Annotated in this window: 22 protein-coding genes; 8 read left to right on the top strand and 14 right to left on the bottom strand. The window is 61.1% G+C overall.

The features are described 5' to 3' along the window. Positions 1-74: 74 nt before the first annotated feature. The 3 genes from radA to katB are packed head-to-tail and all read right to left on the bottom strand — an operon-like array spanning position 75 to position 3,617. Positions 75-1,442 (bottom strand): DNA repair protein RadA, encoded by a 1,368-nt coding sequence (gene radA, locus NUV89_RS13755; protein WP_017737417.1) that lies wholly within the window; start codon positions 1,440-1,442, stop codon positions 75-77. 35 nt (positions 1,443-1,477) lie between these two features. Further along, a complete protein-coding gene (locus NUV89_RS13760) occupies positions 1,478-2,017 on the bottom strand; it encodes an ankyrin repeat domain-containing protein (protein WP_257781742.1) in 540 nt (179 codons plus the stop codon). Positions 2,018-2,075: 58 nt separating this feature from the next. Continuing rightward, on the bottom strand, positions 2,076-3,617 hold the full coding sequence (gene katB, locus NUV89_RS13765; protein WP_257781743.1) for a catalase KatB: 1,542 nt from the start codon (positions 3,615-3,617) through the stop codon (positions 2,076-2,078). A 287-nt stretch (positions 3,618-3,904) separates the two neighbouring features. Here katB and mscL point away from each other — a divergent pair, with 287 nt between their 5' ends. Beyond that, positions 3,905-4,321 (top strand): large-conductance mechanosensitive channel protein MscL, encoded by a 417-nt coding sequence (gene mscL, locus NUV89_RS13770; RefSeq protein WP_017737414.1) that lies wholly within the window; start codon positions 3,905-3,907, stop codon positions 4,319-4,321. A 45-nt stretch (positions 4,322-4,366) separates the two neighbouring features. On the opposite strand, the gene NUV89_RS13775 is transcribed toward mscL, so the two are convergent. Further along, entirely contained in the window at positions 4,367-5,143 is a 777-nt protein-coding gene (locus NUV89_RS13775; protein WP_257781744.1) for a ferredoxin--NADP reductase, read from the bottom strand. A gap of 458 nt (positions 5,144-5,601) precedes the next feature. Between NUV89_RS13775 and NUV89_RS13780 the strand changes: the two genes are divergently transcribed. Further along, positions 5,602-6,312, top strand: a complete 711-nt coding sequence (locus NUV89_RS13780; RefSeq protein ID WP_257781745.1) for a LuxR family transcriptional regulator — start codon at positions 5,602-5,604, stop codon at positions 6,310-6,312. A 161-nt stretch (positions 6,313-6,473) separates the two neighbouring features. Beyond that, complete coding sequence (locus NUV89_RS13785) at positions 6,474-7,598, top strand: methyltransferase (RefSeq protein ID WP_257781746.1); 1,125 nt, start codon at positions 6,474-6,476, stop codon at positions 7,596-7,598. Positions 7,599-7,665: 67 nt separating this feature from the next. Here NUV89_RS13785 and NUV89_RS13790 read toward each other — a convergent pair whose 3' ends face one another. From NUV89_RS13790 to NUV89_RS13800, 3 genes are read right to left on the bottom strand one after another with little or no spacing between them, the layout of a single operon-like run. Next, positions 7,666-7,833: a DUF2474 domain-containing protein gene (locus tag NUV89_RS13790; RefSeq protein WP_017737410.1), complete on the bottom strand. Its 168-nt coding sequence runs from the start codon at positions 7,831-7,833 to the stop codon at positions 7,666-7,668. 12 nt (positions 7,834-7,845) lie between these two features. Further along, positions 7,846-8,853: a cytochrome d ubiquinol oxidase subunit II gene (gene cydB, locus NUV89_RS13795; RefSeq protein ID WP_017737409.1), complete on the bottom strand. Its 1,008-nt coding sequence runs from the start codon at positions 8,851-8,853 to the stop codon at positions 7,846-7,848. Between the two features lies 1 nt (position 8,854). Beyond that, positions 8,855-10,294: a cytochrome ubiquinol oxidase subunit I gene (locus NUV89_RS13800; RefSeq protein ID WP_257781747.1), complete on the bottom strand. Its 1,440-nt coding sequence runs from the start codon at positions 10,292-10,294 to the stop codon at positions 8,855-8,857. 317 nt (positions 10,295-10,611) lie between these two features. Here NUV89_RS13800 and NUV89_RS13805 point away from each other — a divergent pair, with 317 nt between their 5' ends. Continuing rightward, positions 10,612-11,850 carry an MFS transporter gene (locus NUV89_RS13805; protein ID WP_257781748.1) on the top strand — a complete coding sequence of 413 codons (1,239 nt, stop codon included), beginning with the start codon at positions 10,612-10,614 and terminating at the stop codon, positions 11,848-11,850. Between the two features lie 31 nt (positions 11,851-11,881). On the opposite strand, the gene NUV89_RS13810 is transcribed toward NUV89_RS13805, so the two are convergent. The 4 genes from NUV89_RS13810 to NUV89_RS13825 form a co-directional block, all read right to left on the bottom strand. Continuing rightward, a complete protein-coding gene (locus tag NUV89_RS13810; RefSeq protein WP_257781749.1) occupies positions 11,882-14,065 on the bottom strand; it encodes a xanthine dehydrogenase family protein molybdopterin-binding subunit in 2,184 nt (727 codons plus the stop codon). Beyond that, positions 14,062-15,051, bottom strand: coding sequence for a xanthine dehydrogenase family protein subunit M (locus NUV89_RS13815; RefSeq protein WP_257781750.1), 990 nt, complete (start codon positions 15,049-15,051; stop codon positions 14,062-14,064). The genes NUV89_RS13810 and NUV89_RS13815 overlap by 4 nt, the downstream gene beginning before the upstream one ends. Beyond that, the gene (locus NUV89_RS13820; RefSeq protein ID WP_257781751.1) at positions 15,048-15,554 is read right to left on the bottom strand and encodes a (2Fe-2S)-binding protein; all 507 of its coding nucleotides are present in this window, start codon (positions 15,552-15,554) and stop codon (positions 15,048-15,050) included. Before NUV89_RS13820 ends, NUV89_RS13815 begins: the two co-directional genes overlap by 4 nt. Before the next feature lie 96 nt (positions 15,555-15,650). Beyond that, a complete protein-coding gene (locus NUV89_RS13825) occupies positions 15,651-16,097 on the bottom strand; it encodes a YolA family protein (RefSeq protein ID WP_257781752.1) in 447 nt (148 codons plus the stop codon). Between the two features lie 222 nt (positions 16,098-16,319). Between NUV89_RS13825 and NUV89_RS13830 the strand changes: the two genes are divergently transcribed. Then, on the top strand, positions 16,320-17,615 hold the full coding sequence (locus tag NUV89_RS13830) for an NCS2 family permease (RefSeq protein ID WP_017737405.1): 1,296 nt from the start codon (positions 16,320-16,322) through the stop codon (positions 17,613-17,615). Then, positions 17,612-18,691: a tRNA (uridine(54)-C5)-methyltransferase TrmA gene (gene trmA, locus NUV89_RS13835; protein WP_257781753.1), complete on the top strand. Its 1,080-nt coding sequence runs from the start codon at positions 17,612-17,614 to the stop codon at positions 18,689-18,691. The genes NUV89_RS13830 and trmA overlap by 4 nt, the downstream gene beginning before the upstream one ends. Before the next feature lie 93 nt (positions 18,692-18,784). Here the strand turns inward: trmA and NUV89_RS13840 are convergent, their stop codons facing one another. Both NUV89_RS13840 and NUV89_RS13845 read right to left on the bottom strand, forming a co-directional pair. After that, positions 18,785-19,267, bottom strand: coding sequence for a DUF2442 domain-containing protein (locus NUV89_RS13840; RefSeq protein WP_257781754.1), 483 nt, complete (start codon positions 19,265-19,267; stop codon positions 18,785-18,787). Further along, positions 19,237-19,674 carry a DUF4160 domain-containing protein gene (locus tag NUV89_RS13845; RefSeq protein ID WP_257781755.1) on the bottom strand — a complete coding sequence of 146 codons (438 nt, stop codon included), beginning with the start codon at positions 19,672-19,674 and terminating at the stop codon, positions 19,237-19,239. Before NUV89_RS13845 ends, NUV89_RS13840 begins: the two co-directional genes overlap by 31 nt. A 241-nt stretch (positions 19,675-19,915) precedes the next feature. Here NUV89_RS13845 and aroQ point away from each other — a divergent pair, with 241 nt between their 5' ends. Then, on the top strand, positions 19,916-20,356 hold the full coding sequence (gene aroQ, locus NUV89_RS13850) for a type II 3-dehydroquinate dehydratase (protein ID WP_257781756.1): 441 nt from the start codon (positions 19,916-19,918) through the stop codon (positions 20,354-20,356). Next, entirely contained in the window at positions 20,353-21,201 is an 849-nt protein-coding gene (locus NUV89_RS13855; protein ID WP_257781757.1) for a shikimate dehydrogenase, read from the top strand. The genes aroQ and NUV89_RS13855 overlap by 4 nt, the downstream gene beginning before the upstream one ends. Before the next feature lie 137 nt (positions 21,202-21,338). Here the strand turns inward: NUV89_RS13855 and NUV89_RS13860 are convergent, their stop codons facing one another. After that, positions 21,339-22,004 carry a TetR/AcrR family transcriptional regulator gene (locus tag NUV89_RS13860; protein WP_017737399.1) on the bottom strand — a complete coding sequence of 222 codons (666 nt, stop codon included), beginning with the start codon at positions 22,002-22,004 and terminating at the stop codon, positions 21,339-21,341. Positions 22,005-22,039: the final 35 nt, after the last annotated feature.

Genomic DNA, 22,039 nt, shown 5'->3' on the forward strand with positions numbered 1-22,039 from the left:
CTGACACACAGCCTTCGCGAGCAAGCCCGCTCCCACACAAGCCCGCTCCCACATGGTTTTTGCAGTGTTGCTGATTATTCGAACAGTGCATCCAACGCCTGTTCCAGCCGCGTCACGCCAATAATCTGAATCCCCGGCGGCGACTCCTTCGGCGCATTGCCCTTGGGCACGATCGCCCGCTTGAAGCCATGCTTGGCCGCCTCTTTCAACCGCTCCTGGCCACTCGGCACCGGACGCACCTCGCCCGACAGGCCCACTTCACCAAACACCAGCAGGTCGTGGGGCAACGGCCGGTTACGCAGGCTGGACATCACCGCTGCCATCAACGCCAGGTCGGACGCGGTCTCCAGCACCTTGACCCCGCCCACCACGTTGAGGAACACGTCCTGGTCGTGGGTCGGAATGCCACCATGGCGATGCAACACCGCCAGCAACATCGCCAGGCGGTTCTGATCCAGGCCCAGGGTCACGCGGCGCGGGTTGGCCAGGTGGCTGTCGTCCACCAGCGCTTGCACTTCCACCAGCATCGGCCGGGTGCCTTCCCACGTTGCCATGACCACGCTGCCGGGGACTTCTTCTTGAGCGCGTGTGAGGAAAATCGCCGACGGGTTGGAGACTTCTTTCAGCCCCCGGTCGGTCATGGCGAACACCCCCAGTTCGTTGACCGCACCAAAGCGGTTCTTCACCGCCCGCAGCAATCGCAGGCGGCCGTCGGACTCACCCTCGAAATACAACACGGTATCCACCATGTGCTCCAGCACCCGCGGCCCGGCCAACGCGCCCTCTTTGGTCACATGCCCGACCAGGAAGATCGCCGTGCCACTTTGCTTGGCATAGCGCACCAGCAGCGCCGCACTTTCACGCACCTGGGACACGCCGCCCGGTGCCGATTGCAGCTGTTCGGTGAAAATGGTCTGGATCGAGTCGATCACCATGACCTTGGGCTTTTCGATCCGCGCCGTGGCGATGATGCTTTCGATGCAGGTTTCGGTCATCACCCGCAGTTGGTCCTGGGGCAAGCCCAGGCGCCGGGCGCGCATGGCCACTTGTTGCTGGGATTCTTCCCCGGTGACGTACAGCGCCGGCATGCGGCTGGCGATGCTGCACAGGGTTTGCAGGAGGATGGTGGATTTGCCGATGCCGGGGTCGCCGCCGATCAGCACCACCGAGCCGTCCACCAGGCCGCCGCCGAGGACGCGGTCCAACTCGCCGGAGGCGGTGGAAAAGCGCGGGATCTCTTCGACGCTGACTTCGGCCAGCGTCTTGATCTGCGCCTGCTGCCCGGTCCAGCCCGCACGCCCGGTAGGTGCCGCCGCGCCGCCGCTTTCGATCATGGTTTCAGTCAGGGTGTTCCACGCACCGCATTCGCCGCACTGGCCGGCCCACTTGGGAAAGGTCGCGCCGCACTCTGTGCAGCCGTACATGCGCTTGGCCTTTGCCATTCGAGAACCTCAAACCGAAAAACCGCGATGATAGCTCAGCGCGCTGCCGGGGTCCGAATTTCACCGCTGGCCAAGCGTGCAGCGCTGTTGCCGACGGGGTCTTCTGCATTGAGGTCAGCGCCCTTGGCTTTCAATTCGTCCAGCAGTTCAACACGCTTGAACAACCCGGCGTACATGGCCGCCGTCTGCCCGGCGCCATTGCGTTGGTCAGGGTTGCAGTGGGTGCTCAGCAGGCGCTGGGCGATTTTCAGCTCGCCCTTGAAGATCGCGCCCATCAGCGCGGTGTTGCCGCGGTTGTCCTGCACGCACGCGTCGGCGCCGGCCGTGAGCAGGCGCTCCACGAACGCGCCCTGGCCGTGATACGCCGCCAGGATCAGGGCGGTGTAGCCCTTGTCGTCCCGGGTATTGAGGCCGTAGCCAGCGTCGATGAAGGTGTTGAGCATATCGAGATCGCCACGGCGCGCCGCGTCGAAATAGTAGTCCTGCAACTGCGCCTTGAGCGCCGCCGGCTCTGGCGGCCCGGCATGGGCAACAAAGGCCAGCATGGCCAGCAGCAGCCCGATGGAAATACGCATGGGTGTTCTCCTGCCAAAAGCCAGCGCCCAATCAAGGGCGCCAGCCGTGACCAACGGATCAGTCCGTCAGTTTGTCTGCCAGCGCCTTCACGCGCGCCAGGTCACCTTTGGCGACCTTGGCCACGCCGGTGCCGTACTCAGGGTCCGCCTTGTAGAGGAACGACAGGATGATGTGCTTGCTCTCGTCATCGGTGGTGGCCAGGGAGCCGCCGAAGTTTTCGATCAAGTCCTGACGCTCTTTCTTACTGAAGGAACGGTACAAATCGCCAGCCTGCTTGAAGTTCTGCTCACGCTGGATCTTCGCTTGCTGGGTGCTGCCCGTCAGTGGCGACTGGCTATAGCGCGCGGCTTGCGGTTCTTCCCGTGGCAGCAGGCGGCTTGGCTGATAGTTCACGCCGCTGGTGGTCTTGCCGAAGTTCATCGCGCCATCCTGGTTGCCGTTGTTGACGGTCACCCGAGGTGCGTTGATCGGCAGTTGCAGGGCGTTGGCCCCCAGGCGGTACATCTGGGTGTCGGCGTAGGAGAACACCCGGCCTTGCAGCAGGCGGTCTTCCGACGGCTCGATGCCCGGCACCAGGTTGGCCGGGGCCATGGCGACCTGTTCGGTTTCCTGGAACACATTCGCCGGGTTGCGGTTCAGCACCATCTGCCCGACTTTGCGCTCGGCAACATTTGGCCAGATCTTGGTGGCGTCCAGCGGGTCGAAGTCAAACTTGGCCAGGTCCTCAGGTTTGAGCACTTGCACGTACAAGTCCCACTTGGGGAAATCGCCTTTGTTGATGTGGGTGACCAAGTCGTTGGTCATGTGGCTGTAATCACGCCCCTGCACTTCGGTAACTTGCTTGGGATCAAGGTTCTTGATGCCTTGCAGGCTCTTCCAGTGGAACTTGACGTAGTGCACTTCGCCCTTGGCATTGACCAACTTGTAGGCATGTACGCCATTGCCGTCCATTTCCCGATAGCTGGCCGGGGTACCGGAGTCGGAGTACAACTCGGTCAATGTACGGGTGGCCTCGGGTACATGGGAGAAGAAGTCGAAACGGCGTGAATCGTCGTCCAGGTTAGTGCGCGGGTCCGGCTTGAAGGCGTGGACCATATCCGGGAACTTGATGGCGTCGCGGATAAAGAACGTCGGGAAGTTATTGCCTACCAAGTCCCAGTTACCTTCGGCGGTGTAGAACTTGGTGGCGAAGCCGCGTGGGTCGCGCAAGGTTTCCGGGGAATGGTTGCCGTGGACCACCGCCGAGAAGCGCACGAATACCGGGGTCGCCTCGCCTGCGGCGAAGACCTTGGCCTTGGTCAGGTCGCTGAGGTTGTCGGTGACGGTGAACGTACCGTGGGCGCCGGTGCCACGGGCATGCACTACGCGCTCGGGGATGCGTTCACGGTCGAAGCGTTGCAACTTTTGAATAAGCTGCACGTCCTGGAGAAGTACCGGGCCGTTGGCGCCGGCAGTCTGCGAGTTCTGGTTGTCGCCCACGGCAGCGCCGTTATCGCGGGTCAGGTTGGCGGCCTGCACCGACAGGGACAGCAGGCTGGCGGTCACCAGTACCAGCACGGATCGCGCCGAAACAGGCCCGCGGTTCATTGGGTTCTTCATCGAGGTTTCCTCTGGTTTTTTTAGTGCACATTCAGTTGTGCTTGCCAGAGGCTAGTGACCCGCGAGCCGGAAGATAAATAGAAAAACAGCACCAGGTCGATTGAAAAAATAATGTGGTAAGCCGTTGAAATGACGAGTAATTCGCGCGCGATTGATGGCACTTTGCAAACTATTTGCGTTTTAATGTGTCGATAAAACCTAACAGTGTTAACAGTTGTGTCGCGCAAGCCCTCTACGACTGACTTACACTGACCTCCACCCTTCTCATCTGTAACAAGGAATAACCTATGGGCGTGATAAGTGAGTTCAAGGCCTTCGCGGTCAAAGGTAATGTGGTCGATATGGCCGTCGGTATCATCATCGGCGCAGCCTTCGGCAAAATTGTTTCCTCGTTTGTAGGCGACGTGGTGATGCCGCCCATTGGTCTGTTGATCGGTGGCGTGGACTTTGGCGACCTGGCGATTACGCTCAAAGCCGCACAGGGCGATGTGCCTGCGGTGGTGCTGGCGTACGGCAAGTTCATCCAGAGCGTGATCGACTTTGTGATCGTCGCGTTTGCGATCTTCATGGGCGTGAAGGCCATCAACCGCCTGAAACGGGAAGAGGCCGTGGCGCCAAGCCTGCCGCCGACGCCGACCAAGGAAGAAGTGTTGCTGGGTGAGATCCGCGATCTGCTCAAGGCACAGAACGACAAGCCGCTTTAACCGAAGCCGGTATGAAAAAGGCGCCTGTTCGAGGCGCCTTTTTTATTACCAGTAGTTTTCCACCGCCACCTGGCCAGGCCGCCGGCTCAGGCTCAGTTGCATATCGCGCTGCTTGAGCAATTGACGGGTGTCATCGACCATCTGCGGATTGCCGCAAATCAGCACGCGCGAGTGTTGCGGGGTCAACTCGACGCCGGCCGCCTGCTCCAGCTCGCCATTCTCGATCAGCGTGGTGATGCGTCCATTCAACGCGCCGGGGTGCTGCTCGCGGGTGACGATGGGGATGTAGGTGAGCTTGTGCGCGTACTCGGCCAGGTATTCGCGCTCGCCCAACTCCCTGATAAGCGCTTGATAAGCCAGCTCCTTGGCCTCCCGGGCGCTATACACCAGAACAATGCGCTCGAATTTCTCCCAGACCTCGAAGTCCTGCAGGATCGACAGGAACGGCGCCACCCCGGTGCCCGTGCCCAGCAGCCACAGGTCACGCCCGTCGACAAAACGGTTCAGGGTCAGGAAGCCCGTGGCCTGGCGCTCCACCATCAAGGTATCGCCCGCCTGCAAGCGACTCAGCTCACTGGTGAACTCACCACCGGGCACAACGATGGAAAAAAAGTCGAGGTGTTCGTCAAAGGGCGACGACACAATGGAATAAGCGCGCCAGACGGTGCTGCCATCCGCCTTGGTCACCCCCAGGCGCACGAACTGGCCAGCGGTGAAACGAAAGCCCGGGTCACGGGTGGTGCGCAGGGTGAAGAGGCTAGGGGTCAACGATTGCACGTCGAGCAGGGTCTGCCGGGTAAATTTCTCAGCACTGGCCGTCATGGGGAACTCCGTTTTACACAGGCGCCTAGTTTCTCTCAAAGCCGTGTGCGCAAACACCATTGATTTGTACTGGCATTGCTGCGGGGCAGAGCGGCGGCATCGTGCAATCCGCTGAAACGTGTCAACCCTTCAAGACGGTTTTCGGAAAAGCGCGGGCTTTTACTCAGACTAAATATTTCGCTATTAACACACCGCCAATCCAAATTCAGATTAACCACTTCATATAAACGCCATCATTTTGATGTCGTTCACAACCCCTTAAATCCAATAAAAAAATAACTTCACCCTACATTTCCTATACAAAAAAACCATTTCTCGTACAAAAAACAGTGCCGTATCAGCTAAGCGTACTGTCGATTTTTTTACTTTGCCGCGTAAGGCATGTCCTACACTAATTCCCGTGAAGCGCTGGAATGAGGACGTATCCGCGCCACATAGCAACCCATGGAGAGTTATCAATGGTGAACTGGCGTAATACTCGGCTCCCCAAACTGGAAGATAAAAGCGAGATCGAAGCAATTTTTGACATGGTCACCCACCATATCCATGAACTCGGCTTCCAATACTGTTCATTCACAATGAGTTCTCAACTACCCAACAACAAAAGCAAGCCGATCCAAATCAACAACTATCCAAATGGATGGAGCAATCTCTATCAACAAGCTCACTTCTTTGATGTAGACCCTGTAGTTGCCCACTGCAAACGCTGCGTACTTCCTATCGTATGGGAAGAGAAGGCCTTCAGTGCCGCTCCTGGGTTGTGGTCACTGGCCCAATCGTTTGGAGTGCATCAGGCATGGACACAACCTGTACACGACTTTCAGGGTGTCTACAGCATGCTGACGCTGGGGCGCGGTACCGGTGAAGTCAGCCCGCAAGAGCTGTATGAAAAGGCCGGCAACGTATTGTGGTTGTGCCATGCCATGCATGCTGCCGTTGCACAGCAATACGCGAACAAGTCCAGTGTCAACACCCCGTGTACGCTGACTGCGCGAGAAACGGAAATTCTCAAATGGTCGGGCATGGGCAAGACCGCGGAAGAAATCGCGAGCATTTTCTCGATCTCGCCGCGCACGGTGGGCTTTCACACAAGCAACATATGCAAAAAGCTCGGCGTCACCAACAAGATCGCGGCTGTTCTCTGTGCGGCAAGAGCGGGACTTTTCTAGAGAGTACAGAAACACCCCATGTAATCCCGTCGGAAAAAACGTAACATTTACGGCCAATTCTGAGTGATGAAGCAGCCCCCCGGGTCTCGCCTCGCCGTTCACTTAGACGGTTTGGCCGTAGACTGCCAAACACCCATCGATTACCCAGAGCCTCCCCCGCCATGCCCCTGCTCGAAAGCCCCTTCGCCCAGCTCGATCTGATCCGCCAGCCAGAACAACACAACGATCCGCTGCAAGCCTTCGATGCCGCCGACGAGTACCTGCTCAGCCATCTGGCGCAGCAGCAACCGAGCGCCGCCACACGCGTGCTGGTGCTCAACGACAGCTTTGGTGCCCTGGCGGCCAGCCTTGAAGGCCAGGTGCAAGTGACCTCCAGCGGCGACTCCTTTCTCGCGGCCCAGGGGCTGGAGAAAAACCTGGCGCGCAACCACAAGGCATTCGACGCGGTGCCCTTCATACCCGCCAGCCAGGTGCCGAGCGGGCCCTTTGACCGCGTGCTGATCCGTGTCCCCAAGACGCTGGCGCTGCTGGAAGAGCAACTGATACGCCTGCAAGGCCAACTGGCCCCGGGCGCCGAAGTCATCGCCGGAGCGATGGTCAAGCACTTGCCACGGGCCGCCGGGGAGTTGCTGGAGCGTTATGTCGGGCCGATGCACGCCTCGCTGGCCGTGAAAAAAGCGCGGCTGTTGATCGCCACTGTTGAAGATCGCCCGCTGGCGGTCTCGCCCTACCCGACCCGTTACACCCTGGACGCGCCAGCCATCGAGCTGCTCAACCATGCCAACGTGTTTTGCCGCGAAGGCCTGGATATCGGCACCCGTGCCTTCCTCCCGCACCTGCCGAAAAACCTCGGCAGCGCCCGCGTGGCGGACCTGGGCTGCGGCAACGGTGTGCTGGCAATTGCCAGCGCACTGCAGAACCCCGACGCGCAGTACACCTTGGTGGACGAGTCCTATATGGCCGTGCAGTCGGCGCAGGAAAACTGGCAGGCCGCCCTCGGCCAACGTGACGTGATCGTGCGCGCCGCCGATGGCCTGGCCGGCCAGGAGCCCGATTCCCTGGACGTGGTGCTGTGCAACCCGCCATTCCACCAACAGCAAGTGGTCGGCGACTTCCTCGCCTGGCGCATGTTCCAGCAGGCACGGGAGACGCTGGTGGTGGGTGGCGCCCTCTATATAGTCGGCAACCGCCACTTGGGTTATCACACCAAGCTGGCACGCCTGTTTCGCGGTGTAGAACAAGTCGCCACTTCGCCAAAATTCGTGATCCTCAAAGCACGCAAATAAAAAAACCCTGCCGCTCTTGCGAGGGGCAGGGTTGAAAGGCCGGGCCATCAAGCCCGGTTTTGGGATGTCAGTGCGTGCTCAGGCCCGCCGCATTCATGAACATGCGCATCAGGCTGGCCACGACAAACAGGGCCAGCACGCTGCCGGTCCAGATCATCGCCAACCACCCCAGGCGCCGCCACAGTGGCTGTTTCTCGGCCTGTTCAATCTCGTGCAACGAAGGTTTGCCGGACATGGAACGACCCTCCTAGTGATAACCGTCTTCGTGGGTGACCTTGCCGCGGAACACGTAGTAGCTCCAGAAGGTGTAGCCCAGGATGAACGGGATGATGAACAACGTGCCCACCAGCATGAAGCCCTGGCTTTGCGGCGGTGCGGCGGCATCCCAGATCGACACGGACGGCGGGATGATGTTCGGCCACAGGCTGATGCCCAAGCCGCTGTAGCCGAGGAAGATCAGCACCAGCGTCAGCAGGAACGGCGTGTAGTGCGCATTGCGTGCCACGGCGCGGATCAGGCCGTACAGGGTCACCAGCACCAGGATCGGCACCGGCAGGAACCAGAACAGGTTCGGCAGGGTGAACCAGCGCGCGGCGATTTCCGGGTGCGCCAGCGGCGTCCAGATACTGACGATGCCAATTACCGCCAACAGCGCGAAAGCCAGTGGCCGCCCCAGGTTGTGCATCTTTTCCTGCAACGAGCCTTCGGTCTTCATGATTAGCCAGGTGCAACCCAACAGTGCGTAGGCCACGATCAACGCCACGCCGCAGAACATCGTGAAGGGCGTGGCCCAGTCCAGCGAGCCGCCGGCGAACTGGCGATCCACCACCGGGATGCCGTCGATAAACGCCCCCAGCGCCACGCCCTGGAAGAACGTCGCCGCCAGCGAGCCACCGATAAACGCCTTGTCCCACAGGTGACGCTTGTCGTCCTTGGCCTTGAAGCGGAACTCGAAGGCCACGCCACGGAAGATCAGGCCGATCAACATCAGGATCAGCGGCAGGTACAGCGCCGACAACACCACCGAATACGCCAGCGGGAACGCGCCGAACAACGCCGCGCCACCGAGCACCAGCCAGGTTTCGTTGCCGTCCCAGACCGGGGCGACGGTGTTCATCATCACGTCACGGTCAACCTTGCCCGGGATAAACGGAAAGAGGATGCCGATACCCAGGTCGAAGCCGTCCATGACCACGTACATCATGATGCCGAAGATGATAATCACGGCCCAGATCAGCGGAAGATCAATACCCATCTCAATGCCCCTTGTGCTGGATGTGGGTGTGGTCGTCATCGCTGCCATCATCGGCGGCAGACAACGGACGGGCTGGGGTGCGTTTCTGGCCAGGACCGCCATGGGTCGGCTCATCGCCTTCGTGGGTCTGCGGGCCCTTGCGCACCAGGCGCATCATGTAGCCCAGGCCGGCACCGAACAGCGCGAAGTACACCACCACGAACAACACCAGGGTGATCGTCATCTGCACCAGGCTATGCCCGGAGGACGCATCCGCCGTGCGCATCAGCCCGTAGACCACCCACGGCTGACGGCCGATTTCAGTGGTGAACCAACCGGCGAGAATCGCGATCAACCCCGACGGGCCCATCCACAGCGCCAGGTACAGGAACGGCTTGGACGTGTACATCTTGTCGCCCCGGCGCAGCCAGAGGCTGAACAGGCCGGTGAAGATCATCAGGAAGCCCAGGCCGACCATGACCCGGAACGACCAGAACACAATGGTCGAATTAGGGCGATCCTCAGGCGGGAACTCCTTGAGCGCCGGCACCTGTTTATCCAGGGAGTGGGTGAGGATGAGGCTGCCCAGGTAGGGGATTTCCACGGCGAACTTGGTCTTTTCCGCTTTCATGTCCGGCCAGCCGAACAGGATCAGCGGGGTCGGCTCGTTGCCTTTGTTTTCCCAGTGGCCTTCAATCGCGGCGATTTTCGCCGGCTGGTGCTTCAGGGTATTGAGGCCGTGGAAGTCACCGATCACTGCCTGGATAGGCGCAACGATCAGGGCCATCCACATTGCCATCGAGAGCATTTTGCGGATCGCCGGGTTGTCCTTGCCACGCAGCAAGTGCCAGGCGGCCGAGGAACCGACGAAAAACGCGGTGGCCACAAACGCGGCCGTGGCCATGTGCGCCAGGCGGTAAGGGAAGGACGGGTTGAAGATCACCGCCAGCCAATCGGTAGGGATCACGCGGCCATCGATGATTTCAAAGCCCTGGGGCGTCTGCATCCAGCTGTTGGACGCAAGAATCCAGAAGGTGGAGATCAACGTGCCGACGGCCACCATGACCGTGGCGAAAAAGTGCAGCTTGCGCCCCACCTTGTTCCAGCCGAACAGCATCACCCCGAGGAAACCGGCCTCAAGGAAGAAGGCCGTGAGCACTTCGTATGTCAGAAGCGGCCCGGTGACGGCGCCGGCGAAGTCCGAGAAGCGGCTCCAGTTGGTGCCGAACTGGTAGGCCATGACCAAGCCAGACACCACGCCCATGCCGAAGTTGACGGCAAAGATCTTCGACCAGAAATGGTAGAGGTCGCGGTAGGTGTCGTTGTGGGTCTTGAGCCACAGGCCTTCCAGCACCGCAAGGTAACTGGCCAGGCCGATGGTGATCGCCGGGAACAGGATGTGGAATGAGATGGTGAACGCGAATTGAATTCGGGCGAGATCTAGCGCCTCCAAACCGAACATAAGTTTTCCTCTGTCAGGTAATACCGGCTGCTGGCGGGAGCCTGCACCCACTGCCCCCACGGATATGGAGTCTGGCGAATTTCAATTCGTTCTTTTTTTAACCAACCACGTAGGGAATCTGGCCTGGCGGCCGCCAGAGCAATCCCTGGGGAGGTTTTGATCTGGATCAAGCATTGCTGAAAGAGTAGTCCTATTTTCAATGTAGGACGGCGTGGTCTTTTGCCGCGTGACAGACTGCCTCAGCTCAGTTTCAGCAACTATCTGTTACAACTTAATGCTAATCTCGGCCTCTCCTCCGGCCCTGACCTGAATTCCCGATGCCCAGTGAACCCGTGTTGCTGTTGCGCCACCACCGCCCTTTCATCGCGTTCTGGCTGGCGCGCATCTTCACCGCCAGCGGCTTCCAGATGCTCACCGTAGCCATTGGCTGGAACCTCTACCAATTGACCGGCAACGTGCTCGACCTGGGTTTGGTCGGTTTGGTGGAATTCGTCCCGCGCGTACTGTTCATGCTGCACACCGGGCATGTGGCCGACCGCTATGAACGGCGCAAGGTCGCGGCCATCTGCCAGACCGTGCAGGCGTTGATTGCACTGTCGCTGGCCATTGGCGGCCTGACCGGCAACGTCACCCGCGAGATGATCTTCATCCTCGCCTTCCTGCTCGGCGCCGCACGCTCGTTTGAAATGCCCACCACCCAGGCGCTGCTGCCAAGCATCGTGCCCAGCGCGTTGTTCCCGCGCGCGGTGGCGTCGTCGCAGTCGGCCCAGCAACTGGCAACCATCGTCGCCCCGGCCCTCGGCGGCTTGCTCTATGCGTTTGGCAGCGTGTGGGTATACGGCCCCACCGTGGTGCTGTACCTGATTGCCTGCGGGTTGACCCTCAACCTGCCCGCCCGCCAGACCCCGCTCAACAAAGGCAAGGCCACCCTGGATTCGCTGCTGGCCGGCATCCGTTTTATCCGCAGCCGCCCGGACATCCTTGGCGCCATCTCCCTGGACCTGTTCGCCGTGCTGCTGGGCGGCGCCACCGCATTGTTGCCGGTGTTCGCCAAGGACATCCTGCTGACCGGCGCCTGGGGCCTGGGCCTGTTGCGCTCGGCGCCAGCGGTGGGCGCGTTGTTGATGTCGTTGTGGCTGGCGCGGTTCTCGGTGGACCGCCATGTCGGCCGCGTGATGTTCACCGCCGTCGGCGTGTTCGGCGTGGCGACCATCGCGTTCGGCCTGTCCACTTCGTTCTGGTTTTCACTGGCGGTATTGGTGGTGCTCGGCGCGGCCGACATGATTAGCATGGTCATCCGCGCATCGTTCGTGCAGTTGGAGACGCCGGATGAGATGCGCGGGCGCGTCAGCGCGGTCAACGGCCTGTTTATCGGCGCGTCCAACCAGTTGGGCGAGTTCGAGTCGGGGATTACCGCCCATTGGTTCGGCACCGTGCCGGCGGTGGTCATGGGCGGGGTTGGTACGCTGATCGTGACCGGGACGTGGATCAAACTCTTCCCGACCCTGGCCAATCGCGACCGCATGCATGTACCGGTTGAAGAAACCAAGGTGTAAGTCATCCCCCGGCAGTGCCGGGAGATTGATCTCAGAGCACTTTATCCAAGGTGATCGGAAAGTCCCTGACCCGCTTGCCCGTGGCGTGATACACCGCATTCGCCACCGCCGCCGCGACCCCGACAATACCGATCTCCCCCACCCCCTTGGACCCCAGCGCATTGACGATCTCGTCGTGTTCCTCGACGAAAACCACGTCAATTTCACCGATGTCCGCATTCACCGGAAGGTGATACTCGGCCAGGCTGTGGTTCATGAAGCGCCCCAAATGATGGTCCGTCTGGGTTTCTTCATGCAGGGCCATACCAATGCCCCACACCACCCCGCCGAGAATCTGGCTGCACGCCATTTTGGGATTCACCACGCGCCCGGCCGCAATCGCACTGACCACGCGGCTGACCTTGATGGTGCCCAAGTCTTCATCTACCCGCACTTCCACAAACACCGCCGAATGCGTGGCGGTGGCATAGCCCTCGCGCTTCTTGTCCGGCTCGCTGTCGACCTGCACCTGCAGCGCGTCTTCACCACTGTCCTTGACCAACTGGGCCAGCGATACACGCACATCACCGGTGTGCAGGTGGCCGTCGTCAAAGCGCACCGTCTCGGCGTCCTTGAACACCGGATACGTCTGCCGCGCAATCTCCAGCAGTTTGGCGGCCAATGCTTCGCAGGCCTGCTGCACGGCGGTGCCCACCGAAGACACGGTGAACGAGCCGCCCTGCAACGGGGCGGTGGGCAATGAGGAATCGCCGAGCAGAAACTCGACATTTTCCACCGCCACGCCGCTCGCCTGGGCCGCAATCTGGGTCATGACCGTATAGGTACCGGTGCCGATATCCGTGGTGGCGCTGCTCACGGTGAGCTTGCCCGCGGTGTCGATCCGCGCCTTGGCGCTGGCTTTCATCTGCATCGCCTCCCACACACCGCCGGCCATGCCCCAACCGATCAATTGGCGCCCGTCGCGCATGCTGCGCGGTTCCGGGTTGCGCCGCTGCCAGCCGAAACGCTCGGCGCCTTCGCTGTAGCATTCACGCAATGCCTTGCTGGACCAGGGCTTGTCTTCGTTCCCGTTGCGCTCGGCATAATTGGTCAAGCGCAGTTGCACCGGGTCGACCCCCAGCGCGCAGGCCAGTTCGTCCATCGCACACTCCAGGCCGATCACTCCCAGTGCGGCACCCGGGGCGCGCATGTCCAACGGCGTAAAGACATCCAGCGCCACCAGGTTGTAGGCCAGTTGCACGTTGTCGCAGTGATAGAGCATGCCGCTCCACTCAACCACATGCTCGCTGAAGTCCTCGAAGCGTGAGGTCTGGCCGGTGGCGGTGTGGCCGAGTGCGACCAGCTTGCCCTCGGCCGTGGCGCCCACTTGCAGACGCTGCAAGGTGCGCGGCCGGTAGCCGAAGGTGAACATCTGCTGGCGCGTCAGGGTCACGCGAACCGAACGCTTGAGTGCCAGCGACGCCATCACCGCCAGTGGCAACTGGTACTGCGGGCGCAGGCCGGAACCGAACGCGCCGCCCACGAACGCGGCAAAGATCCGCACCTGGCTTTTATCCAGGCCGAATACTTTCTGCACATACGCCTGGCAGTTCTGCGGGCCCTGGGTTTTGTCATGGATGTGCAGCGTGCCATCGGGCTGGTACAGCACCGTGCTGGCATGGGGTTCCATGGGGTTGTGATGTTCGATGGGGGTGCTGTAGTTCAGGTCCAGGCTGACGGCGGCGGCGCTCCATTGCGCCTGGAAGTCGCCGCGCGGCTTCGGCGGTGTCTGGGGCGATGGGTAGGCGTGTCGCTGCTGGGCAATCAGGTCGGTGTCGAACGCTTCGCTCGCATACTCGATCTCCACCAGCGAGCCGGCATGGCGCGCCAGTTCCAGGTTATCGGCGATGACCAGGGCCAGTGGCTGGCCGCTGTACAGCACCCGGTCGTTGTACAGCGGGCGGAACGGCGAACCGTCCGCTGCATCGGCGTCGGCGAAAGCCTCGTCATAACTGGCGATGTTGGGCCGGTTGAGGTGATCGAGCACCATGACCACACCCGGCAACGCCAGGGCCTTGGAGGCATCGATCTTGATGATTCGCCCTTTCGCGACGGTACTGGACACGACGCTGCCGTGGAGCAGACCGGCTTCGGGAAACTCACCGGCGTAGCGCGCCTGGCCGGTGACCTTGAGCAGACCGTCGACCCGGTCCAAGGGTTTGCCGATAGCGCTCATGGCCGTTCTCCCGCGACAGCGGCGTCGCTCAAGGCACGGATGATTGCCCGGCGCGCCAGTTTGAGTTTGAACCCGTTGTGCGCCAGCGGCACGGCGTCTTGCAACAGTGCGTCGGCTGCGGCACTGAAGGTTTCGCGGCTGACTGTCTGGCCGATCAGCAACGCTTCCACGGCGCGGTCACGCCAGGGTTTATGAGCGACGCCGCCCAGGGCCAGGCGTGCATCGATGATCTGGTCGCCGTCCAACTCCAACGCCGCGGCGACGGACACCAGTGCAAAGGCGTAAGACGCACGGTCGCGAACCTTCAAATACTGGCTGTGGCTTGCCAGTTGATCTGCAGGCAACTCAATAGCCGTAATCAGTTCATCGTCGGCCAACAAATTGTCCCGTTGCGGCGTGTCGCCGGGCAGGCGGTGGAAGTCGGCAAACTCAATGATCCGCACGCCGCCACGCCCCTCCACATGGACCCGGGCCTCGAGCGCGGCCAAGGCGACGCACATGTCGGACGGATGGGTAGCGACACATTGGTCGCTGGCCCCGAGGATCGCGTGGATGCGGTTCAGGCCGGTCCGCGCCGGGCAGCCACTGCCGGGCTCGCGCTTATTGCACGGCACGCCGGTGTCATAAAAGTAGTAACAGCGGGTGCGCTGCAGCAGGTTGCCACCGGTACTGGCCATATTGCGCAGTTGCGGCGAGGCACCGGCCAGGATCGCCTGGGACAGCAGCGGGTAACGTTGCTCGACCAGCGGATGCCAGGCCAGGTCGGCGTTGCTCACCATCGCACCGATCAACAGGCCGCCGTCAGCGCTTTCCTTGATGTCATGCAGCGGCAGGCCAGTGATGTCGATGAGGTGCTCGGGACGACTGATGTTTTCTTTCATCAGGTCCAGCAAGTTGGTGCCGCCGGCAATAAAACGCGAGGTGGCACTGCTCAGCTGGACCGCTTCACGCACATCGGCAGGCTTGCTGTAGTGGAAGGGGTTCATCGCCCACCTCCCACGACATCTTCAATGGCTTCGCGAATGTTGCTGTAGGCCCCGCAGCGGCACAGGTTGCCGCTCATCAGTTCCTGGATCTGCGCGGCGTCATGGGCACGGCCTTCATTCATCAGGCCCACGGCGGAGCAAATCTGACCGGGGGTGCAGTAACCGCACTGGAAGGCGTCGCGTTTGATAAACGCCTGCTGCATCGGGTGCAGCGTGTCACCGTCGGCCAGGCCTTCGATGGTGGTCAACACGGCGCCATCGCACATCACCGCCAGGGTCAGGCAGGCATTTACGCGCTTGCCATCACGCAACACCGTGCAGGCACCGCATTGGCCGTGGTCGCAGCCTTTTTTGCTGCCGATCAGGTCAAGCTGCTCGCGCAACAGGTCCAGCAGGGTGGTCCAGGGCAATACGTCCAACTGGCGTTCCTGGCCATTGAGGCGCAGGCGGATCGAGTGGCTGACGAACGGCTGGGCCGTCGCGCCATGGGAAGTTGCGCTCATAAACACCTCACGGGTTGGTGTACATCCGCGGCGTTCAGGAAATTCGCCGTCTCAGGGGTACGACTTCCCGGGGTTTTGAGCGTTCAAGATGATTTATCAGCGGATATTGAGCAGGGTCTTCAGGGTGTTCTGCGGGCCGTTGATCGACGAGTTGCTGTATTCGAACCAGCCCTGGGCTTCGACATTCAGGTCGAACACATAGATGTAGCCCATCACCGTGCCCGCGCCGTTGCACACCTCGCTGACGCTGCCAACCTGGCACACCGGCGTACGCTGCCCGTTCAGCACGGCACCGTCGAAGCGACCCACGGGGTTGTTGCCCAGGCCGACTTCCATCACCGAGACCTTGGTGGGCCCACGGTGTGTACACATCTGCGTGCCCTGCGCGCGCTCGGGAATGGTCTCGGTGCAGCGCGCCGACTCGACCTTGAACACCCGCACCTCGCTCAAGGGCGGTGCAGTCGCGCCCCACACCGGTGCTGCGCCAAGCCACAGGCCGAGACAAGGGATCAGAGCTAGACTCCACGCGTTGGCTTTTTTCATGCTGTCGATGACCCTGATTTTAACGTCGGCGCAGTATGCCTCAAGGCCATGATCCTGAGGGATTGTTCACAAGGGCGAGGCCAACCACCACACGGCCTCGGCTGCTGGTATGATGCGCCGCTTTTTCCGATCCTCTCTGAAACCACAGGCGCTTGGCGCAGTTTGTGCTTTGACTTAGAGGTCAACAAATCACGACGCACAATAGCGTCACAGGGAGCCGGCATGCTGGAAAAGCTGTTTCAACTCAAAGCCCACAACACCAATGTGCGCACCGAGATTCTCGCGGGTATCACCACATTCCTGGCGATGGCCTACATCCTGTTCGTCAACCCGAGCATCCTCAGCCAGACCGGCATGGACAAGGGCGCGGTGTTTGTCGCGACCTGCCTGGCGGCGGCCATCGGTTCGACCGTGATGGGCCTGATCGCCAACTACCCGATCGCGCTGGCGCCGGGCATGGGCCTCAACGCCTTCTTTACCTACACCGTGGTCCTGCACATGGGCCATACCTGGCAGGTGGCGCTGGGCGCGGTATTCATTTCGGCGGTGTTGTTCTTCCTGCTGTCGATCTTCCGCATCCGTGAGTGGATCATCAACGCCATCCCCCTGCCCCTGCGCTCGGCGATTGCCGCGGGTATCGGCCTGTTCCTGGCGTTGATCGCCCTGCACAACGCCGACATCGTCGTCAGCAACCCGGCCACCATGGTGGGCCTCGGTGACCTGACCAAGGCAGCGCCGATCCTGGCCACCCTCGGCTTCGTACTGATCGTCGCGCTGGAAGCCCTGGCTGTACGCGGCGCAGTGCTGATCGGCATCCTCGCGGTGACCATTGCATCCATCGCCTTGGGCGTGACCCCGTTCGGTGGCGTGGTATCGATGCCACCGTCCCTGGGCCCGACCTTCCTGCAACTGGACATCAAGGGCGCGCTGGACATCGGCCTGGTCAGCGTGATCTTCGCCTTCCTGTTCGTGGACCTGTTCGACAACTCCGGCACCCTGATCGGCGTTGCCAAGCGCGCCGGCCTGATGGGCAAGGACGGCCACATGCCAAAGATGGGCCGCGCGCTGATCGCCGACAGCACCGCCGCCATGGCCGGTTCGCTGCTGGGTACGTCGACCACCACCAGCTACATCGAATCCGCTGCGGGCGTGAGCGCCGGCGGCCGTACCGGCTTGACCGCCATCGTCGTGGCAATCCTGTTCCTGCTGGCGCTGTTCTTCTCGCCACTGGCGGGCAGCGTCCCGGCATTCGCCACTGCGCCAGCACTGCTGTTCGTGGCTGTGTTGATGACCCAGGGCCTGGCGGAAATCGACTGGGATGACATTACTGTTGCAGCGCCGGTGGTGATTACCGCCCTGGCGATGCCCTTCACTTACTCCATCGCCAACGGCATCGCCTTCGGTTTCATCGCCTGGACCGCCATCAAGCTGCTTTCGGGCCGCTACCGTGAGCTGAACCCGGCGCTGGTGATTCTGTCGATTCTGTTCGTAATCAAGCTGGGCTGGTTCAACGCATGACTTTTGACGCCGCAAGCTACACCGCTCAACTGCAAGACAAGGTCACGCGCTTGCGTGACCTGTTGGCCCCGTTCGATGCGCCTGAGCCACAGGTCTTCGACTCGCCGCTGCAGAACTTCCGCCTGCGGGCGGAGTTCCGCCTGTGGCGCGAAGGGGGTGATCGCCACTACGCGATGTTCTCCCAGGACGACAAGCGCACGCCGATCCTGATCGAAGAATTCCCCATCGCAAGCACTCGCATCAACCAGTTGATGCCGCAACTCAAGGCCGCCTGGCAAGCCAGCGCCGCCCTGAGCCACAAGCTGTTCCAGGTGGAGTTCCTCACCACCCTGGCCGGCGACGCGATGATTACCCTGTGCTATCACCGCCCGCTGGACGAGCATTGGCACACCGCCGCGAACAAGCTGGCGGCAGACTTGAACGTGAGCATCATCGGCCGCTCCAAGGGCAAACGCGATGTGATCGGCCAGGACTACGTGGTGGAAAAGCTCGACGTCGGCGGTCGTACCTTCAGCTATCGCCAACCCGAAGGCGCGTTCACCCAGCCCAACGGCACCGTGAACCAGAAGATGCTCAACTGGGCCTATGAAGCGCTGGGCGACCGCCCGGATGACCTGCTGGAGCTGTACTGCGGCAACGGCAACTTCACCCTGCCCCTGGCAACCCGCGTGCGCAAAGTGTTGGCCACCGAGATCAGCAAGACCTCGGTCAATGCCGCCCTGAGCAACCTCGATGAAAACGCGGTGGCCAATGTCACACTGGTGCGCCTCTCCGCCGAAGAACTCACCGAAGCACTGAACGAAGTGCGCCCGTTCCGTCGCCTGCACGGCATCGACCTCAAGAGCTACGAATTTGGCAGCGTGTTCGTCGACCCGCCGCGTGCCGGCATGGACCCGGACACCTGCGAGCTGACCCGGCGTTTCGACAATATCCTGTACATCTCGTGCAACCCGGAGACGTTGGCGGCGAACATCGCGCAACTGCATGACACGCACCGTATTACCCAGTGCGCGATGTTTGACCAGTTCCCGTGGACGCACCATATGGAATCAGGCGTGCTGCTGACACGTCGCTAAATCTTGCAGCCACCCACAATCCCCCTGTGGGTGCAGGCTTATGTGGGAGCTGGCTTGTCAGCTCCCACATAAGCCCACTCCCAGCACAGCTTTTCATGCATCAGTTGAATCGTCGGGTTTCGGAGTGTCTTTACGCGGCCGCCCGCCCTTCTTGCCATTGGCGCGGGCGGCAGCGGCCTTGGCCGCGCTGCGCTTGCGACCGTTGCGCGCGGCCACCAGGCTTACGGCCAGGTCCATCAGGGGCTGGCTCGTGGCGATCAGGCCGGTGATGGAGACGTCCAGGTCCTGGGGTTCACAGCATAGGGCCTTGCCGCCAAAACCGACCTCCAACTGCTGGAAGTCCTCCAGGGAAAACCCCTCGAACTCGGGAAGGCCCGCTACGGGTAAAGAGACTCGGCTGCCGTCGCTGAAGCCTATGGAGATACTCTGGTCCTCATAGCGCACCGAGCTGGCGTTGGCATACAAACGCCTGGTCTTGCGTCCACGGGCTATCGCTTTATCGATATCGGCCTCGGTGAGCGGCACGTAGGGCCGGACTTTGGCTTTTACGACTTTGACAAATTTATCTTCACCCATACTGGGATCCTCACTAGCCTCAAAATTGTCTGTTGCTCCACAACATCGTGCCAAGCGCGTGCGATTACATGGACACCCGGCCGGATGACCAATCCAGGTACCACTTCATCCGCGCCCAAGTCCCAGGAATGGTTCTCCAGGCAAACCGTCTGGATTTTCTCCCACCAGATCCTTCGCGCCCGCGCCAGGTAGTGCCGCTGCATCAACGCCTGGCGAATGCCCAGCAGAATTGCACCGGGCGGCCGCCGCCGTTCAGGGTCCACATCCCATAACTCCACGTCGTCATCCAGAAAGCTGAAACGAAAGCGTGCATCCCAACCCGCGCCCCTTACATGAACATGCGGCGGGCAATGTTCATCCCTGAGCAACACTGAAATCACAAATCCTTTGTAGGTGCCTATTCGCATCGTAACCCATCCGTTAGGTTATTTTCCGCCCGGTAACAATTTCGCCTTTGTCACCCGACAACCGGCTCCAAAATCCCGGAGCTGTTTCCCAGACTAGTAACCGGGAGCGCAACGTCGAATGCCGTGTTGTTACCGCGCTTAACCGTGCGGTAATCGAACATATCCTCCGCCGTCGATTGACCAAATTAACCATTCAGTACATTTTACTTCCACAACTAACAATAACTGTGGAGACCCTCCCATGCCGCCTATCGTGCTGGTGCTCAACGGCCCCAACCTCAACCTGCTCGGCACCCGTGAGCCTGCAACCTACGGCCATGAAACCCTGGCCGACATCGCCGCGCTGTGCGGGCGCAGCGCCGAAAAGCTCGGGCTGAAAATCGAATTCCGCCAGACCAACCACGAAGGCGAACTGCTCGACTGGATACACGCTGCCCGCACCCGTTGCGCCGGGATCGTGATCAACCCGGCCGCGTGGACGCACACCTCCGTGGCGATTCGCGACGCGCTGGTGGCCAGTGAAGTGCCAGTGATCGAAGTGCATTTATCCAACGTGCATGCCCGTGAAGCATTCCGTCATCACTCCTTTGTGTCGCCCATCGCCAAGGCCGTGCTGGCCGGATTTGGCAGCCATGGCTACCACTTGGCCCTGGAACATTTCAGCCAGGTGTTGAACGCATGAAGCCGCGCATTCTCGCCGGCCTGATCGGCTCCGGCATCCAGGCTTCCCGCACCCCTGCCCTGCATGAGCAGGAAGGCGACGCCCAAGGCTTGCGCTACCTGTATCGCCTGATTGACCTGGACCCGCTGCACCTGAACGTCGATGCCCTGCCCGACCTGCTGGACGCTGCCGAGTTGATGCAGTTCACCGGCCTGAACATTACCTACCCGTGCAAGCAGGCGATCCTGCCGTTGCTCGATGAATTGTCCGACGAGGCCCGCGGCATCGGCGCGGTGAATACGGTGGTGTTCAGGGACGGCAAACGCATCGGCCACAACACCGACTGCCTGGGATTCGCGGAGGGTTTTCGCCGTAACTTGAGTGATGTTGTACGGCGGCGTGTCGTACAAATGGGCGCCGGCGGCGCAGGTGCAGCGGTGGCCCACGCGTTATTGGCCGAAGGCGTCGAACACTTGAGCATTTTCGACCTGGACACCACCCGCACCCAGGACCTGGTGGACAACCTCAGCCAGCGTTTCGGCCCGGGCCGCGCCCAGGTCGGCAGCCACTTGGAAAATGCCATGGCCGAGGCCGACGGTGTGGTCAACACCACGCCGATGGGCATGGCCAAGCTGCCGGGCACGCCGGTTCCAGCGGCCTTGCTGAGGGCCGAACTGTGGGTGGCCGAAATTGTGTATTTCCCGCTGGAAACAGAACTGCTGCGTGATGCCCGGGCCCTGGGTTGCCGCACGCTGGATGGCGGCAATATGGCGGTGTTTCAAGCGGTGAAGGCGTTTGAGCTGTTCAGTGGCGAAGCGCCGGATGCGCAGCGGATGCTGGCGCACTTTCAGGCCATGAATACCTAAACTGTAGAAACCGGATCAAAAAATGTGGGAGCGGGCTTGCTCGCGAAGGCGGTGTATCAGTGAGGAATATGTTGACTGACACTCCGCATTCGCGAGCAAGCCCGCTCCCACAGGGAATGCATTCCAACCTGACGGGCTCAGGCCTGCAAGTACCGCATCACCGACTCACAAATCATGTCCCGATGCCGTTGTTTGATGGCCTCATCCGACAGCTCGATCTGAAAAATCTCACTGAAGGTATGACGGTTGGACACCCGGTAAAAGCTGAACGAGTTGATCAGCAGGTGCACATCCAACGGCTCCAGCCCCGCACGAAACACGCCCATCTCAGCGCCTCGACGCAGGGTCGCGCCGAGGGCTTCAAGGATGTTGCTGTTCATCGCCTTGATCGACTCCGAACGTTTCACGTACTCGGCGTTGTGGATATTTTCGATGCTGACGATGCGCACGAAATCCACGTTCTGGTCATGGTGGTCAAAGGTGAACTCCACCAGCCGACGGATCGCTTCACGGGGCTCCAGGGCGGTGAGATTCATCCGGGTTTCGGTGTTGCGGATGTCGCCGTAAAGCTTCTCCAGCACCTCGACGTACAGCTGCTCCTTGCTGCCGAAGTAGTAATAGATCATGCGTTTGGAGGTGTGGATGCGCTCGGCGATGGCGTCCACGCGCGCGCCGGACAGGCCTTGCTGGACAAACTCGACGATCGCTTCCTGCAGGATGTTTTCGCGGGTCTTTTCCGGGTTGTTCTTACGACTCTTGCGCGGCGTTTCGGACGCAGCGGAGAGGTCGGGAGTCAGGGTCATGGTGCGCTCACGGCCGTTTTTATTGTGCAGGCGCC

It is taken from the genome of Pseudomonas sp. 18.1.10 (assembly GCF_024655625.1).
Taxonomy (GTDB): Bacteria; Pseudomonadota; Gammaproteobacteria; order Pseudomonadales; family Pseudomonadaceae; genus Aquipseudomonas.